The 16,999-nt window shown below is 35.8% G+C and carries 14 protein-coding genes; 10 read left to right on the top strand and 4 right to left on the bottom strand.

Features of this window, described 5'->3' with window-relative positions; genetic code table 11:
- Nucleotides 1-102: 102 nt before the first annotated feature.
- Together OLM53_RS01970 and OLM53_RS01965 are read right to left on the bottom strand one after the other, a co-directional pair.
- On the bottom strand, nucleotides 103-1,485 hold the full coding sequence (locus OLM53_RS01970; RefSeq protein ID WP_264521384.1) for a T9SS type A sorting domain-containing protein: 1,383 nt from the start codon (nucleotides 1,483-1,485) through the stop codon (nucleotides 103-105).
- A 120-nt stretch (nucleotides 1,486-1,605) separates the two neighbouring features.
- Nucleotides 1,606-2,271 (bottom strand): porin family protein, encoded by a 666-nt coding sequence (locus tag OLM53_RS01965; RefSeq protein ID WP_264521383.1) that lies wholly within the window; start codon nucleotides 2,269-2,271, stop codon nucleotides 1,606-1,608.
- Between the two features lie 373 nt (nucleotides 2,272-2,644).
- Here OLM53_RS01965 and rlmD point away from each other — a divergent pair, with 373 nt between their 5' ends.
- The 3 genes from rlmD to OLM53_RS01950 all read left to right on the top strand — a co-directional run bounded on the left by rlmD (nucleotide 2,645) and on the right by OLM53_RS01950 (nucleotide 5,444).
- Nucleotides 2,645-4,060, top strand: coding sequence for a 23S rRNA (uracil(1939)-C(5))-methyltransferase RlmD (gene rlmD, locus OLM53_RS01960; protein WP_264521382.1), 1,416 nt, complete (start codon nucleotides 2,645-2,647; stop codon nucleotides 4,058-4,060).
- 105 nt (nucleotides 4,061-4,165) lie between these two features.
- The gene (locus OLM53_RS01955; RefSeq protein WP_264521381.1) at nucleotides 4,166-4,699 is read left to right on the top strand and encodes a DUF6452 family protein; all 534 of its coding nucleotides are present in this window, start codon (nucleotides 4,166-4,168) and stop codon (nucleotides 4,697-4,699) included.
- On the top strand, nucleotides 4,671-5,444 hold the full coding sequence (locus OLM53_RS01950) for a DUF6048 family protein (protein ID WP_264521380.1): 774 nt from the start codon (nucleotides 4,671-4,673) through the stop codon (nucleotides 5,442-5,444). Before OLM53_RS01955 ends, OLM53_RS01950 begins: the two co-directional genes overlap by 29 nt.
- A gap of 173 nt (nucleotides 5,445-5,617) precedes the next feature.
- On the opposite strand, the gene OLM53_RS01945 is transcribed toward OLM53_RS01950, so the two are convergent.
- Nucleotides 5,618-5,851: a hypothetical protein gene (locus OLM53_RS01945; protein ID WP_264521379.1), complete on the bottom strand. Its 234-nt coding sequence runs from the start codon at nucleotides 5,849-5,851 to the stop codon at nucleotides 5,618-5,620.
- 158 nt (nucleotides 5,852-6,009) lie between these two features.
- On the opposite strand from OLM53_RS01945, the gene OLM53_RS01940 reads away from it, so the two are divergent.
- From OLM53_RS01940 to OLM53_RS01920, 5 genes are all read left to right on the top strand, one after another.
- On the top strand, nucleotides 6,010-7,527 hold the full coding sequence (locus OLM53_RS01940) for a TlpA family protein disulfide reductase (RefSeq protein WP_264521378.1): 1,518 nt from the start codon (nucleotides 6,010-6,012) through the stop codon (nucleotides 7,525-7,527).
- Nucleotides 7,528-7,544: 17 nt separating this feature from the next.
- Entirely contained in the window at nucleotides 7,545-8,057 is a 513-nt protein-coding gene (locus tag OLM53_RS01935; protein ID WP_264521377.1) for a tetratricopeptide repeat protein, read from the top strand.
- Between the two features lie 124 nt (nucleotides 8,058-8,181).
- On the top strand, nucleotides 8,182-8,568 hold the full coding sequence (locus OLM53_RS01930) for a hypothetical protein (RefSeq protein ID WP_264521376.1): 387 nt from the start codon (nucleotides 8,182-8,184) through the stop codon (nucleotides 8,566-8,568).
- An 87-nt stretch (nucleotides 8,569-8,655) separates the two neighbouring features.
- On the top strand, nucleotides 8,656-13,008 hold the full coding sequence (locus OLM53_RS01925; protein WP_264521375.1) for a CusA/CzcA family heavy metal efflux RND transporter: 4,353 nt from the start codon (nucleotides 8,656-8,658) through the stop codon (nucleotides 13,006-13,008).
- 4 nt (nucleotides 13,009-13,012) lie between these two features.
- Nucleotides 13,013-14,143, top strand: coding sequence for an efflux RND transporter periplasmic adaptor subunit (locus OLM53_RS01920; protein WP_264521374.1), 1,131 nt, complete (start codon nucleotides 13,013-13,015; stop codon nucleotides 14,141-14,143).
- A 53-nt stretch (nucleotides 14,144-14,196) separates the two neighbouring features.
- Here the strand turns inward: OLM53_RS01920 and OLM53_RS01915 are convergent, their stop codons facing one another.
- Nucleotides 14,197-15,363, bottom strand: coding sequence for a THUMP domain-containing class I SAM-dependent RNA methyltransferase (locus OLM53_RS01915; protein WP_264521373.1), 1,167 nt, complete (start codon nucleotides 15,361-15,363; stop codon nucleotides 14,197-14,199).
- 154 nt (nucleotides 15,364-15,517) lie between these two features.
- Between OLM53_RS01915 and OLM53_RS01910 the strand changes: the two genes are divergently transcribed.
- Nucleotides 15,518-16,261 carry a class I SAM-dependent methyltransferase gene (locus OLM53_RS01910; RefSeq protein ID WP_264521372.1) on the top strand — a complete coding sequence of 248 codons (744 nt, stop codon included), beginning with the start codon at nucleotides 15,518-15,520 and terminating at the stop codon, nucleotides 16,259-16,261.
- The gene (locus OLM53_RS01905; RefSeq protein WP_264521371.1) at nucleotides 16,261-16,929 is read left to right on the top strand and encodes a ZIP family metal transporter; all 669 of its coding nucleotides are present in this window, start codon (nucleotides 16,261-16,263) and stop codon (nucleotides 16,927-16,929) included. Before OLM53_RS01910 ends, OLM53_RS01905 begins: the two co-directional genes overlap by 1 nt.
- Nucleotides 16,930-16,999: the final 70 nt, after the last annotated feature.

Raw genomic sequence — 16,999 nt, 5'->3', positions numbered from 1 at the left:
TTTTCTACCCAGCTCTAATCCCTAACGGGATTGAAGACTACATAGCTTCAAAGATAGTAAATTTTGTAACTAGACCTGACCCGATTTAGAAACGGTAGGGTCTTAGTTCTTAACTATTTTTTTAACTTGTATTCCGTTTTGATTTTTTACTTGAACCATATAAACTCCGCTTGCCAAATCATTACAAGGCAAAGCCGTTTTGAAGGCTTGCAAGGAAACCTGTTGTACTAACTGCCCCTGCATATTGTATAGTGTAGCAGTTGCGTCTTGGTATTCTTCCAATTCTATAAACAGCTCATCTTTGCAAGGGTTTGGATACTCCGAAAATGTATGGACTATAGCCGTTTCTTCTATCCCTAAAGTCACATTACACAAACCTGTTACCTGCACTGGGGTGTGTCTTTCAATTGTGGTTCCATCACCTAGTTGTCCAAATTCGTTATTGCCCACAGCCCAAACGGTACCGTCATTTTTCAAAAAAAGAGAATGATAAGAACCAGTGGCAATTGCTGTAATTCCTGTTAGTCCAAGTATTTGTAGCGCAGTACTTCTATTATTTGTAGTTCCATCACCTAATTGGCCATATTGATTATTCCCTACAGCCCAAACCGTTCCATTATCTTTTAGGTAAAGGGAATAATACTCACCCGCTGCAATTGCAGTAATTCCTGTTAAGCCGGCTACTTGAACGGCATTACTTTTAGAAATTATAGTGCCATCCCCAAGCTGTCCATAGTCATTAAAGCCTACAGCCCAAACAGTACCATTATTTTTAAGAAAAACAGAATGAGTATTACTACAAGCTACTGCAGTAATACCGGTAAGTCCAGCTACCTGCACTGGAGTATGTCTTTCGATGGTGGTCCCATCGCCAAGCTGACCAATATTATTAGCACCTGTTGCCCATACTGTTCCATCATTCTTTAAAAAAATGGTGTGCATTTGGCTGGCACTTACTTTGGTAATTCCTGTAAGTCCATGTACCTGCGTTAGATTAATTCTATTCACATTGGTTCCGTCACCCAATTGCCCAAAGTAATTGTAACCTACTCCCCAAACGGTCCCATTATTTTTTAGGAAAAGAGAATGGAAATCTCCACCCTCCACTCCAACTATTCCGGTAAGACCGGGGACTTGTATAGGAGTACTTTTGGAAATAGTAGTACCGTCTCCAAGTTCTCCTGAACCATTTTCCCCTACCGCCAAAACGGTTCCATCATTCTTTAGATAAAGGGTGAAATTACCACCACCACTAAAGGCAGTTATAGAGGATAGCCCAAGTACGGGCACAGGAGTATGCCTTTCAATGGTGGTGCCATCGCCAAGACCTCCAGTAGTATTAAAACCCACTCCTTGCAGCGTTCCGTCTGAGCAGCGAAATATGGAATGAGATCCCCCTGCTGCAATAGATTGTGCATAGATACTATTCATCGTTATACTGAGGATGGAGAGGAATATGATTAAAATGGGGGTTGTTGTTTTCATGGGGTAATGGTGTGGAGGGGTCGCATCAAGTATAGCTTGTCATTTCAAAGATAGTAAATTTCTATTCAAACAAAAAAACCACCCTTTCGGATGGTTTCGTATTGGATAAAGAGAAAAGGTTTATTTAAAAGTAAAGCCCATTCCAAAAGAGAAAACTGAGTTTTTAATCACTTGTTCGCTTCCATTAGAATATACTACATCGGCCCCTTTAAATACTTTTAGCATCCCTAAAGTATATCTTCCGCTAAAGTTGATGCCATTTTTTAATTCGTACCCCAAACCAAAGTTCAAGCCCAAATCAAAAGTGTTCACTTTGGCATTAAGATTACTAGCCGCAAAAAGTTCATCAAGATCAATAGTAGTACTTTGTCCGTTAGATTCTCCTTTGGCTTTTTTACTCACTATAAAAGATAATTGAGGTCCAAATTCTACATTAAACCCTTTGGCTGGATAGTATTTTGCCATTAAAGGGATGGCAATATAATCTAACATATAAGTTACTTTGACATTATTGCTTTGTACAATGTTTCCTTGCGTAGTATAAAGTAATTCGGGTTGAAGTGCCCATTTTTCAGCCACTTTATAATGTAAATAACCGCCTAAGTTAATTCCAGTTCGAGGAGATACACTACTAGAACCGTCTTCGGTATTGGTTAAATTGGCAATATTAAGTCCTAGTTTAAGTCCAAATTTTATTGGAGTTTTACTTGCTTTTGAAGGGCTACTATTTTGTGCCATCGTCAAGCCAAACACTAACAACATAGCGGTTACAAATAGATTTTTCATGATTGTTTTTTTTAGATTTGGTGCGAAAATACTTTATTCTGTTTAAAATCCAAATTAAATACTACAAAAAGCAGGTATTTCCGTTGTTGTGGAGACAGTGGTTTTAATCCTTCTTCTAGTCATGTTCGATATTCGTTCGGTAACTATTCCAATTTACCGAAAGCTTACCGAACGAATATCGAACATGTATCGAACAAAACCCGAATAATTATCGAACAAAGAGACAATAAAGGACTAAACCGGACATTATCGGACATACCAAATATTGCTTTTAAAATCCGAATTAAGTTTGGCAATTACTAAAGCAAACGTATCGTACCCTAATTCGTAATTCGTAATTCATAATTCGTAATTTATTATTTACTTTTGCCCCATGGGAAGAAAACAAACCAACAAAGTCATCTTTGAAAATATTACCGTTTTGGACGCTGGTGCCAAAGGTGTATCAGTAGCCAAAGCCCCTGAAGGGCAAGTTATTTTTATACCAAACGTCGTGCCTGGCGATGTGGTAGATGTGCAAACCTTAAAGAAAAGAAAGTCCTATTTTGAAGGCAAAGCGATAAAATTCCACGCCTATTCTGAAAACCGTATTGAACCCGTTTGCCAGCACTTTGGGGCTTGCGGTGGTTGCAAATGGCAGAATATGAAATACGAGCAACAGTTATTTTATAAGAATCAGGAAGTGTACAACAACTTGAAACGCATAGGTAAAATTGAGTTGCCCGACTTTGAACCTATTCTAGGTTCCGAGAAACAATTCTTTTACCGCAATAAAATGGAGTTTGGGTTTTCGGACACGCGTTGGTTAAACGAAAAAGAAATCCAATCCGAAGACCAATCGCTAAGCAAAAAGCCAGCCTTAGGGTTTCATATTCCAAGAATGTGGGATAAAATATTGGACATCGAGAAATGCCATTTACAAGAAGATCCTTCGAATGCTATTAGAAATGCCATAAGACAATTTGCAACGGATAACGACATGCCTTTTTTCAATGCGCGTAATCACGAAGGATTGTTGCGTACCTTGATGATTAGAACCGCTTCGACAGGAGAGATTATGGTGTTGCTTCAGTTTTTTAAAGAAGATAAAAAGCAACGCGAATTGTTGTTGGATTATATCAATACTACCTTCTCGCAAATTACTTCGCTACAATATGTTATCAACGGCAAAGCCAATGATACTTTGTACGACCAAGACATTAAATTGTACAAAGGAAGAGATTATATTTTGGAAGAAATGGAAGGGTTACAGTTTAGCATCAACGCTAAATCGTTTTACCAAACCAACTCGGATCAAGCGTATGAGTTATACAAAATCACTAGGGAGTTTGCCGGGTTAACGGGTAACGAAGTGGTTTATGATTTGTATACGGGAACCGGAACGATTGCGCAGTTTGTTTCGAAAAAAGCGAAAAAAGTAATTGGTGTAGAAGCCGTTCCAGAAGCGATTGCCGATGCCAAAGAAAATGCCAAACGCAACAGCATTACCAATTGTGAGTTCTATGTAGGCGATATGAAAAACGTGTTCAACGACGATTTCATAGCGCAACACGGTCAACCCGATGTAGTCATCACCGACCCACCAAGAGACGGCATGCACAAAGATGTGGTAGAACAATTGTTGAAAATTGGTGCGGCTAAAATTGTGTATGTGAGTTGTAATTCGGCCACACAAGCTAGAGACTTAGCCCTGATGGACGAACACTATAAAGTGACACGCGTGCGACCGGTAGATATGTTTCCGCAAACGCATCATGTAGAAAATGTTGTACTTTTGGAGAAAAGGTAAATAATTTGAAATTACGAATTACGAATTACGAATTAATAATTACGAATTACAACACGAGAGCTTTGCTCGACTGTATGGAGCGAAGCGTAATAAATTGGTTATACTATGAAAAAAATACTTTTACTGCTCTTAGTTTCCATTGCTTTCTCTAGTTGTGAGAAGGACGATGTTTGTACGGAGGAAACTACGCCACGAGTGGTGTTAGAATTCTATGATATCACCAACAATGCAACCTTGAAGAATGTGGTGAACTTAGTAGTTCAAGCAGATGGAGCAGCTACGCCTATTGTATTTAATACAGCGCTTCCAGTGACCGATGCTACCCGCTATCTTTTTAATGGAAATAAATTAAAACTCCCATTAAAAATAGATGACACTACTACCAAATACAGTTTGATTTTGAACAGTACTAGCACCACTGGAGGAGTTAATGAAGATTTTCTTCAGTTTGATTATGCCCATCAAAATGTCTATGTTTCAAGAGCTTGTGGTTACAAAACGACTTTTAATTTGAATAATCCTGGTGGAGTCACCAATACGGATGCAGCCACTCCAGATAGTTTTTGGATAAAAGACATCAACATCATTACCTATAACATTACCACCGAAAATGAAACACATATCAAAATATATTTTTAGTATTGGTCTTGTGTTGCTTTCCATCGCAAGTAATGCTCAAGAAATAAGTACCACTCAAAAAGACAGCATCCCCGTAAAAAAAGATACTATTCCAGTAAAAAAAGAACGGTATGGTTTGCGTTTAGGAGTTGATTTATTCAAACTGACCCGCTCGTTTTACGAAAAAGAATATCGTGGATTAGAGCTTGTTGGAGATTTTCGTTTAACAAGAAGACATTATTTAGCAGGCGAAATTGGTAACGAAAACAAAACAGTAGTCAATCCACAACTCAATTTTACTACGAAAGGGACCTATTTAAAAGTGGGGTTTGATTACAATACGTATGAGAATTGGATGAATATGGAAAACATTATATCCGTGGGTTTGCGTTATGGTGTGAGTAGTTTTAGTCAAACGTTAAACAGCTACCAAGTCTACAACTCTAATCATTATTTTGGGGAATCCCCTACCATAGTTTCAGGAGATACATTTGAAGGTTTGTCGGCGCAATGGATTGAAGTAGTGGCCGGAATGAAAGCCGAAGTGTTTCAAAACGTATTCGTAGGATTTAGTTTTAGATTGAATCGTTTAATTTCACAAAACCGACCAAACAACTTTGATAACTTATACATTCCGGGATTCAACAGAACGTACAATGGTGATTTTGGAGTTGGATTCAATTATACCGTTTCGTATTTTATTCCGTTATATAAAGCTACGGTAAAAGCCAAAGCCAAAAAAGAAAAGGAAAAAAAGAAAAAATAATTACGAATTACGAATTAGTAATTACGAATTTGAAAATGCAAAACGAGAACTTTCCTAAACTGAATGAAGTCTCTAGTAGAATAAATTAAAAATGAAGGAAAATAATTAGTGCTATTCAAAAGACATTAAAAAATAATAACATCAATTCGTAATTCGTAATTGACAATTCGTAATTAACTTATCTCCTTCACTCCTTTTAAAAAAAGCCATTTCATGTACAGTTTTTCTCCATCGGCTGTTGGTACTGCTTGAAACTTAGGTGCCGTTAATGTGCCTACAACAAAAGCCGTAATCGGGATAAAGAACCCTGTTAAACTGGTGTAATGCATGATTACCCAACGAAATCCAAGAAATAAGATGGCAAAACAAATAAGGTTATAAAGAAATGCTTTTACTTTTTTAGACATGATGTTTTTCAAATGATTTAGTGCTCAAAGGTAGCCAAACAATTTATTGGCGCCTGTAAATTTTAAGATAAATTTAAAAATCCAATGTTCCATTTCTATACTAAATAGTCTATTTTTGACATTCAAAAATAATTGTTTAGAATATAGTTAGTTTGTTTATGAAGAAATTACTCTTTGCATTCGTTTTTTGTTGCTCTTCATTTTGTGCTGTTGCCCAAACGGGTTACGATATTACCATTAATTTAAAAAACTGCACAGATACCTTAGCTTACCTTACCTATTATCAATTTGACAAGACATTAGTCAAAGATACTTGCACATCAATAAAGAATGGTAAAATAGTTTTTAAAGGAAAAAAGAAATTAGACAAAGGGATTTACTCATTGGTAAGTCAAAAAAAAGCCATCTATTTTGATTTCTTTATCGATGACAATACTCAGAAATTAGAATTAAAAACGGAAGCTAGCCCAAACCTTGCTAAAGAATTAACGGCACTAAATTCGCCATTAGAAAATGATTTTTTTAGGTATGTACAATTCATCAACGAAAAAAATACGGAATTTCAAACCTATAAACAGTCAACAAAACTGTTAACCAAGAAAGATACGCTTGCTTTAAACGACAAACAAAAGGAAGTACAAAAAAACATTCAGGCTTACGAAGAAAAATTTTTGGCTGACCACAGAGGCAGTTACATTGGAGATGTAATGAACTTGAAAGTAGAAAAATTGTTGAAAGACATCCCAAAAGCATCAAACGGAAGACCAGACAGTACTAAAGTTTACAGTTATTACAGAAAACATTACTGGGATGATGTTGATTTTAAAGATGATGCCACCATACGAAATCCTTTTTTTAATACTAAAGTAAAAAACTATTTTGAGTCGATTATACCAATACATCCCGACACTGTTAGTGTTGAGATAGACAAAATGATGAGTAAAACTAAGCCTGGAAGTATATTTTACAAACTTTTATTGGCTCATTTTACATACTCCTATGAAACCTCAAAAATAATGGGATTTGACAAGGTATTTGTTCACATGTCTGACACTTATTTTAAATCTGGAAAAGCAGATGGCATCTATGAAGATAAAGATATTGTTCAAAAAATCATCAAACGTGCTGATAAGCTAAAACCTCTTTTATTGGGTGCCGTTGCTCAAGATTTATTCATGATAAAAGCGGAAGATTTTAGCAAATTGAAAGCTATGGGATTTGAGGATGCTAAGAACAACGAAGAAATGACCGCTGTATATTATAAAAACGTAGATCAAGTCAATAAAATGTATGTCAAATTAAGCGATGTTAAAGCTGAATATACGATACTCGTTTTTTGGGATGTGGATTGTGGTCATTGTCAAAAGGAAATTCCAAAACTTCTAGAGGTATATAATGACTTAATAAAAGAGAAAAAAGATATTAAAGTCTATAGTGTTTATATGCAGCACGAAGGCGAAAAATACCTTAAATATATTGACGAGCATAAACTCCCTTGGATCAATGTTTACGATGGAGCGCATTATAATAACGCTGTAGAAAAATATGATGTTTACTCTACTCCTGTTATTTATATTTTAGATAAAAATAAAGTTATTAAAGCTAAACGTATCGAGTCTGATCAAATCAAAGCCATCATCAAAAGCATTGAAATGGAAAACAAAAAAACTAATTAATTTTTAAAACTACTACTATGAAAACTAAAGTTAACCTAAGATTATCCCTTTTATTCATATTGTTTGTAACCTCATTATCTTTTGCCCAAACGGCTGAATCATTCGCGAAAAGTGGTTTTGATAAAGCACTGGCTCTAGACAGAGTTGGAGCGATTGAAGATTACACCAAATCACTTGCCTTAAAACCAAACCCAGATGTCTATTACAAAAGAGCTATTGCTTATATGCAAACCAATCAGTTAGCTAAATCGCTTGCCGACTTTAATCAAATTGAAGAAGCTAGAAAAAACGATTCTGATTTTTTCTTCGAAAGAGCGAGTTGCAAAGCCTTATTAAAAGACCACAAAAATGCTATTCTTGATTTTGATAGAGCGGCTACACTTAAACCAGATTATGGAAAAGTTTATTTAATGCGTGCTTTATCTAAACTTGCTTTAAAAGACAAAACAGGTGCTTGTGCCGATTTTCAAAAAGCAATTGATAATAAATATGACAAGGCTGCAGCGTATTTGAATAGCAACTGCAAATAAAACAAATCTGTAAGTATTGCGTCTGACTACCAAGAGATAGTAAAAATTGATTAAACAATTAAAAATCAATAAATTTAATTATTAGCTTTGCCTTGTTGATATCATTTGTCAACCTAAAATAAAGATGAAACGTACGCTAGCATTAGTTTTTTTATCCTTATACTTATTTTCAACCACTGAATTTCATGAGTTGTTGAAACTACCAGCTATGGTAGAGCATTTTAGCGAGCACAAAAAAGAAAAACCTAGCATTTCATTGTGGCAATTTTTATCTATTCATTATGCTCATGGTGATGTTCAAGATAAAGATCATGATAAAGACATGAAATTGCCATTCAAAACTCATGATAACTGCGGGTCTTCTAACTTCATCACATTACTACCTGATCATCAGTTTAGTTTTGAAAAAACAACCTCTATTTTTGTAATTAAAAATCCGCACTATTATTATGCTGGATTTAGTAATTCTCCCGATTTAAATAGTATCTGGCAACCGCCAAAAGTTAGCTAGTTTTTTTATTTTTAGTAAGCTACAAATGCCGATGGTGTTTGTTGGTTTATTATTCATCGAAATAAAAACTAAATAACATTTATCTTCATGCTAAATAAAATTATCGAGTTTTCCGTTAGGAATAAACTCCTCGTTGGGCTTATGGTTATTGCCCTTGTAGGGTATGGTATCTACCAAACTACTAAACTACCTATTGATGCGGTACCTGATATTACGAATAATCAAGTACAAGTTATCACTATCGCACCTTCCTTTGGTGCCACTGATATTGAACGCCTTATCACTTTTCCCATAGAACAAGCCAATACTAATATTTCTGGATTAAAAGAAATTAGAAGCTTTTCCCGCTTTGGATTATCCTTAGTTACTATTGTATTTGATGATGATACCGATATTTATTGGGCACGTCAACAAGTAGCGGAGCGTCTGCAAAAAGTACAAACCGAAATTCCAAAAGGCATTGGCACACCTGAATTGGGGCCAGTATCAACGGGCCTTGGTGAAATATACCAATATGTAGTGCGACCTAAAAAAGGATACGAAAAAAAATACAACGAAACCGATTTACGCACCATACAAGATTGGATTGTCAGAAGACAATTAATCGGGGTAAAAGGAGTAGCTGAAGTAAGTAGTTTTGGAGGGAAATTAAAGCAATATGAAATTGCGGTCAACCCCAACAAACTGCAGTCGTATGGTATCACTATTGCCGATGTATTTACAGCGGTTGAAAAAAACAATCAAAACACAGGTGGATCTTATATCGAAAAAGGAGCCACTTCCCTATTCATTCGTAGTGAAGGACTTATCGGAACTACAGAAGATATTGAAAATATTGCTATTAAAACTAGTTCTTCTGGCACACCTCTTTTTATAAGAGATGTTGCTGAGGTAAAAATTGGTTTTGCTACTAGGTATGGCGCCCTATGTTATAATGATCAAGGGGAAGTTTCTGGAGCAGTAGTGATGATGCTGAAAGGAGCTAATAGTAGTGATGTGATTAAAAGTGTTAAAGAAAGAGTAGCTCAAATTCAAAAAACTTTACCAGAAGGTGTTGTCATTGAACCTTTCTTAGATAGAACCAAAATGGTCAATAATGCCATTGGAACTGTAGAGCATAACTTACTCGAAGGGGCACTAATTGTGATTTTTGTTTTAGTGTTATTCCTTGGAAATTTTAGAGCTGGATTATTAGTGGCTTCAGTAATTCCATTGGCAATGCTGTTCGCCATTATCTTAATGAACACTTTCGGTGTGAGCGGTAACTTAATGAGCTTAGGTGCCTTAGACTTTGGGTTAATAGTAGATGGTGCCGTCATTATTGTGGAAGCGGTTATGCATCAATTATCCCATAGTAAAACCTTCAGTAAAGTAGAAGAACTTTCTCAAAGCAAAATGGATAAAACGGTACAAAGCGCTGCAAGTAAAATGATGAATAGCGCTGTATTTGGCCAAATAATAATACTAATTGTTTACCTACCCATATTTACATTAGAAGGTATAGAAGGCAAAATGTTCAAACCCATGGCACAAACTGTTGCCTTTGCTTTACTGGGTGCCTTTATTTTATCATTGACCTATATCCCTATGATGAGTGCTTTATTTTTGAGTAAGAAATTAAAACACCAACCTAATTTTTCTGATCGTTTAATGATATGGGTGGAAATAAAATACCAACACGCTTTAAACAAAATTTTAGGATATCCAAAAATGGTGATTTCAATAGTTATTACCCTTTTTATATTGGCTATAATTACATTAAGTTTCTTGGGAGGTGAATTTATTCCTGCCTTGGAAGAAGGCGATTTTGCAGTAGATACTCGAGTCCTAACGGGTAGTAATTTAACCACTACTATCGAAAGTACACAAAAAGCAGCCCACATCTTAAAAACCCAATTTCCAGAGGTGGAAAAAGTAGTGACTAAAATTGGTAGCGGTGAAGTCCCTACTGACCCAATGCCCATGGAAGCCAGCGATATGATGGTCATAATGAAAGATAAAAGCGAATGGAAATCGGCCAAAACATTTGATGAAATGGCTGAAAAAATGGGAAAAGCATTAGAAGATGTACCTGGAATTACGGCTGGATTTCAGTATCCCGTTCAAATGCGTTTTAATGAATTAATGACGGGTGCCCGACAAGATGTAGTTTGTAAAATCTTTGGAGAAAACTTAGATACTCTTGCGGTATATGCGCAAAAATTAGGCAAAATCGTTAGTACGGTTGACGGCATACAAAACCTATTTGTTGAACCTGTAACTGGTATGCCACAAGTAGTCATTGACTATAACCGAAATACCATTGCGCAATATCATTTAAGTATTGATGACATCAACAAAGTGGTAAATACAGCGTTTGCTGGTCAAACCACAGGATTAGTCTTTGAAGGAGAAAAACGATTTGATTTGGTTGTCCGACTCAATACCAATCAACGCAAAGATTTAGAAGACATTCAAAATTTATTAATTCCGACACCACAAGGAACTCAAATTCCGTTATCGCAATTGGCTACAGTAAGCATTAAAAATGGTCCAAACCAAATTCAACGAGAAGATGCGAAACGCCGAATTGTAGTAGGTTTTAACGTAAGAGGTCGTGATGTACAAAGTATTGTAAACGAGTTACAGCAAAAAGTAGAAAAACAAATCAAATTGCCAACAGGATATTACACCACTTATGGCGGTGCTTTTGAGAATTTAAATAAGGCAAAACAAAGGCTAATGATTGCAGTACCAGTTTCGCTATTGCTAATTTTCTTGTTGTTGTTCTTTGCGTTTAATTCTGTGAAACAAGGGTTGTTAATTTATTCCGCTATACCGCTTTCTGCTATAGGGGGGATTTTCTTTTTAGCGCTTCGAGGCATGCCTTTCAGTATAAGTGCTGGAGTAGGTTTTATTGCGCTTTTTGGAGTAGCCGTATTAAATGGTATTGTATTGATATCCGAATTTAACCAATTAAAAAAAGAAGGGATGACCGATTTACATCGTATCGTTTTAATGGGTACTAAAGTCCGTTTACGCCCCGTATTGATGACTGCTTTTGTAGCCTCCTTAGGGTTTTTACCGATGGCCATCAGTAATGGAGCTGGTGCAGAAGTACAACGTCCTTTAGCTACGGTTGTTATTGGTGGGTTATTAATTGCGACCTTCTTAACCCTTTTTGTCCTTCCTATATTATACATCACTTTCGAAAAAGGTATTACAATGAAATCAATCAACAAAGGAGTTACAACAATTGTCCTACTCCTATCGCTATCTATAGCTAATGCACAAACAAGTAATCCAATTCGTTTGGACAAAGCCATTGAAACAGCGCTTAAAAACAATTCCCCGATTAAGAATGAACGCTTGAAAGCCGAGTACCAAAAGCAAGTAATTAAAACGGCAGCCAATTTACCTGCTACTACAATTACTGGTGATTACGGTCAGATTAATAGTTATTATAATGATAACCGAATTGGAATAGCGCAAACGTTTAATTTTCCAACGGTTTACAGTCGACAAAAACAACTCTACACAGAGGAATGGAAAACAGCCACTTTAAAAGTAACCTGGAAAGAAGCTGAGTTGAAAAAAGAAGTTACCCAACTTTTTTATTCATTAGTTTATTTATCTGAAAAAGAACGTTTGTTGCAAAGAAGCGATAGTCTTTTCAATGTTTTTGCACAAAAAGCCACGCTTCGTTTTAAAAAAGGAGAAAGCAATATTTTAGAAAAAACTACAGCCGAAACTCAGCAAGGGACAATCCAATCACAGTTGGTGCAACTGCAACAAGAAAAAGCGGTTTTACAAAGTAAGTTTCAATTGATTTTAAATTCAGAAAGCGAAGTGATTCCAGCTGCTGACCAATTAAAGTTGTCTTTCAACACTAGTATTGATAGCACAATGCTGGCCAACCATCCAACGGTACAAGTTTTAGAACAACAAAAGAAAGTAAGCTCAGCCAATACTAAAGCGGAGCGTTCTAAACTTATGCCAAGCATTACCTTTGGCTACAATAGCGCTACCATAACAGGAACTGGTGCTGATAATGTGTTGTATGATAAATCCACCCGATTCCAATCGGCTCAATTTGGACTAGGTATTCCATTATTTGGCGGGGCACAAAGAGCTAAAATTAAAGCTTCTAAAATAGCCGAAACTATAGCTGACAATGAACTTCAAAAAGGAAAACTGGAATTACAACAGCAGTTTTTAAACGCGCAATCTCAGTATCAGAAAAGTCAAGAGCGACTAAGTTATTATGAAAAGACAGCTTTGCCCAATGCTAAAATCATCAGCACTACGGCTAACAAACAATTCTATAACGGTGAAATCAATTATTTAGATTGGGTGATGCTAATTCATCAAAGTATAGCGATTCAAAACGATTACATCAATACGGTAAATCAGTATAATGATGCCGTAATCCAACTCAACTACCTAACTTCAAAAAATTAATACCATGAAAAATATAATGATACTCCTTTTTGGCTTTCTTATTTTGGGCTGTCAGTCTAAAAAGGAAGAAACAACAAGTGAGACTAATACCATAGCGGAATCGACAGTCACTCTTACCTCGGCCCAATTAAAAAATGCGGCTTTAACCACAGGAAATCTGGAAAAGAAATCTATTTCTTCCGTATTGAAAGTCAATGGAAAAATTGACGTACCTCCGCAAAATATGGTTTCTATCAGTATGCCATTAGGCGGTTATTTAAAAACAACTCAGTTGTTGCCTGGCATGCACATCAACAAAGGTGAAGTCATTGCCACTATGGAAGACCAACAATTTGTACAATTGCAACAAGATTATTTAACTACTAAGTCGCGCTTGTATTTTGCCGAAAAAGAATATGAACGTCAAAAAGAGTTGAATCAAAGTCAGGCCAGTAGCGATAAAGTATACCAAATGGCCGATGCTGATTATAAAACCCTACGCATTACTTTAAGTGCTTTGGGAGAAAAATTGAAATTGATTAATATCAATCCGAATACCTTAACGGAAAAAAATCTTTCTAAAAGCGTCAACATCTACGCTCCTATTACTGGATTTGTGTCTAAAGTGAATGTAAACATTGGAAAATATGTAAACCCAGAAGACGTACTATTTGAACTCATCAATCCCTCTGATATCCATTTGAATTTAAAAGTCTTTGAAAAAGACATTACTAAATTAGCCATTGGACAAAAGTTAGTCGCTTACACTAACAATCAGCCTGAAAACAAACACGCCTGCGAAATCATCTTAATTAGCAAAGATTTATCGGTTGATGAACATTCGGCAGAGGTGCATTGTCATTTTGAAAACTACGATAAGACGCTTTTGCCAGGGATGTATATGAATGCTGAAATTGAAGTAAAAAGCAACGATGCTTTAACCATACCAGAAGATGCCGTGGTAAATTATGAAGGAAAAAATTATGTATTTGTTGAATTGGATAAAACCAACTTCAAAATAACTGAAGTAACCACTGGCGTGAGTGAAAATGGGGTTGTTGAAATTCTAAATGGAGATGCATTGACTACTAAAAACATCGTAACCAAAGGGGCTTACACGTTATTAATGAAACTCAAAAACAAATCTGACGAATAAACCTTGTCATTGGACAGTACTAAAAAGCCCTCTTCCGAGGGCTTTTTATATGCTTATTCTTCAGTAGTATTCTGAAACTTGGTTCGTTTACTGCCTTCATACATTTCGTATTTCACTAAACGCGCTTCCAAGCTTCCGTTGAAAAGTTTTATTTTACGGGAAGGTCTTAGTCCAACATATTTTAAAGCTTCCAAGTTAGCGGTAATAAACCAAGCATTCGTATTAGGATAATTGTTCTTTAAGGTATCTCCTATTTCTCGGTAAAAACGTTCCAATTCTATATTCAAACGTTCGCCATACGGTGGATTGAAAACCATGTGTAATGGACCCGCATTTTCTTTTTTAGTTTCAAAAAAATCAGCTTGACTGATGGTTATGTATTCGTCTAGATTAGCATTTATGATGTTGTCTTTGGCTTTCTGAACAGCACTTGGTGCTTTATCGTATCCGATAATCGTATGGTGAAATTCACGAGTTCGTTTCATTAAAGCATCGATAATTTGATCAAACAAATCATTGTCCCAATCGTTCCATTTTTCGAATGCAAATTCTTTTCTGTTGATATTGGCTGGAATATTACATGCAATCATAGCGGCTTCCGCTAACAAGGTTCCTGAGCCACACATAGGATCTAAAAAATCAGAACTTCCATCCCACCCTGAAAGTAACAACATTCCTGCAGCTAACACTTCGTTAATAGGAGCAATATTTGTAGCAGTTCTGTAACCCCTGTGATGCAATGAAGCCCCAGAAGTATCAAGTGCAACAGAACATTGGTCTCTATCAATATGGATGTTAATTCGCAAATCAGGGAAGTCTTTATCCACGCTTGGTCTTTGACCCGTTTTGGCTCTAAATTGATCTACAATAGCATCTTTAGCTTTTTGGGAAACAAACTGGGAGTGTTTGAAATTATCCGAATGGATGGTGGTATCAATGACAAAAGTTTGATTTTCGTTTAAGTAGTTAGACCAATCAATGCCTTGAATACCTTTGTATAAGTTGATGTCGTTCGTAGCTCGGAAATAATAAATAGGTTTTAGGATTTTAAGAGCGGTACGCAACGATAAATTGGCTTTGTACATAAATCCTTTATCTCCTTTAAAAGTAACCGCACGGGTGCCAATCTCGACATCTTGCGCGCCTAATTGTTGTAATTCTTTTGACAGTATTTCTTCAAAACCAAAAAAGGTTTTGGCAATCATCTTATAATTCTCCATAAAATCTTAGTGAATCTCTGCGCAGTTCTCTGTGAATCTCTGTGTAATAACTATTTTTAAGTACTTATAAGAAAATACAAAGTTGGGCAAAGTTTAATATCTGTGGCAAAAATACACTAAATTTGCCTGTTCAGAATTCATTTGAAAAGAATAAATGTCAGATACTACAAATTGTAAATCCGAAAATTGGTACGCCTCTTGGTTTGATACCCCCTACTATCACATTTTATACAAGGATAGAAACTATCGTGAGGCACAAATTTTCATGGACAATCTTACCCATTATTTAAACTTACCCGAAAAAGCCAAAGTTCTAGATTTAGCTTGTGGTAAAGGAAGACATTCGATTTATTTAAATCAGTTGGGCTTTGATGTTATTGGTGCCGATTTATCTGAAAATAGTATTGCAGAAGCCAATAAAAATGCTAATGATACGCTGCACTTTGTGGTTCATGATAAGCGTGAACCGTTTGAACAAAAATTTGATGCTATCTTCAATTTGTTTACCAGCTTTGGTTATTTTGAAAATGTAGAAGATGATATCAAAACCTTAGCCTCTATAAAACAAAGTCTTTCGGAATATGGGTTTGCAGTGATTGATTTTATGAATGCCCATCAAGTCATTGAAAATTTAATTCCAGAAGAAACCAAAGAAGTAGATGGGATTGTCTTTCATATCAAACGCTTTGTCATTGACGGTTTTATCATTAAAGAAATTGATTTTGAAGCCGATGGAAAAAAGTTTCACTTCACCGAAAATGTTCGAGCCTATACCTTAGAAGATTTTCAGAATATGATGAACCAAACGGGTATTTATCTGCTAGATACTTTTGGCGATTACAAACTGAAAAAATACCACAAAAACACTAGCGAACGTTTAATCATGATATTTAAGTAATGAATTATATTCTACCCTTACTATCAGTACTATTAGGCTATGGAATTGCGCTTGTCATAAAACCAAAAGACAAGCAGAATCTCAAATTATTACTAGCCTTTAGTGGTTCTTTCCTTTTGTCCTTAACCGTGATGCATCTTTTACCAGATGTTTATGAAAGTGGCAACAAAAGTGTAGGGGTTTTTATTATGCTTGGCATTCTATTCCAAATCATTTTAGAATTTTTTTCCAAAGGAGCAGAACACGGACACGTTCACGGACATGATAAAATGCTACAAATCCCATGGTTATTATTTATCAGTTTGTGTATTCACGCTTTACTAGAAGGATTTCCTGTAGGACATCATCACGAATTAGCCTACGGAATTGCTATTCATCATTTACCCATTGCGATTATCCTAACGACATTTTTTCTTAATGCCCAACTGAATAAAACCGCTTTGTTTTTCTTTATGTTGACCTTTGCGATAATGACTCCACTAGGGACATTAATTTCTGATAATTTCCCGATACTTAACGACTATTATACTCAAATTACTGCCGTCGTTATTGGGATACTATTTCATATTTCTTCCACTATTATCTTTGAAAGCAGCGAAGGACATAAGTTCAATATTGCTAAAATATCGATGATTATTTTGGGAATTGCTTTGGCATCCTTTCTTTAATGAAAATATAAAATCTCACAAAGTCACAAAGCAGCAAAGTTTCTTCAGTTAAATTTAATTTGATTCCCTT

It is taken from the genome of Flavobacterium sp. N1994 (genome assembly GCF_025947145.1).
Taxonomy (GTDB): Bacteria; Bacteroidota; Bacteroidia; order Flavobacteriales; family Flavobacteriaceae; genus Flavobacterium.
This window is presented reverse-complemented; position numbering and strand designations above follow the sequence as displayed.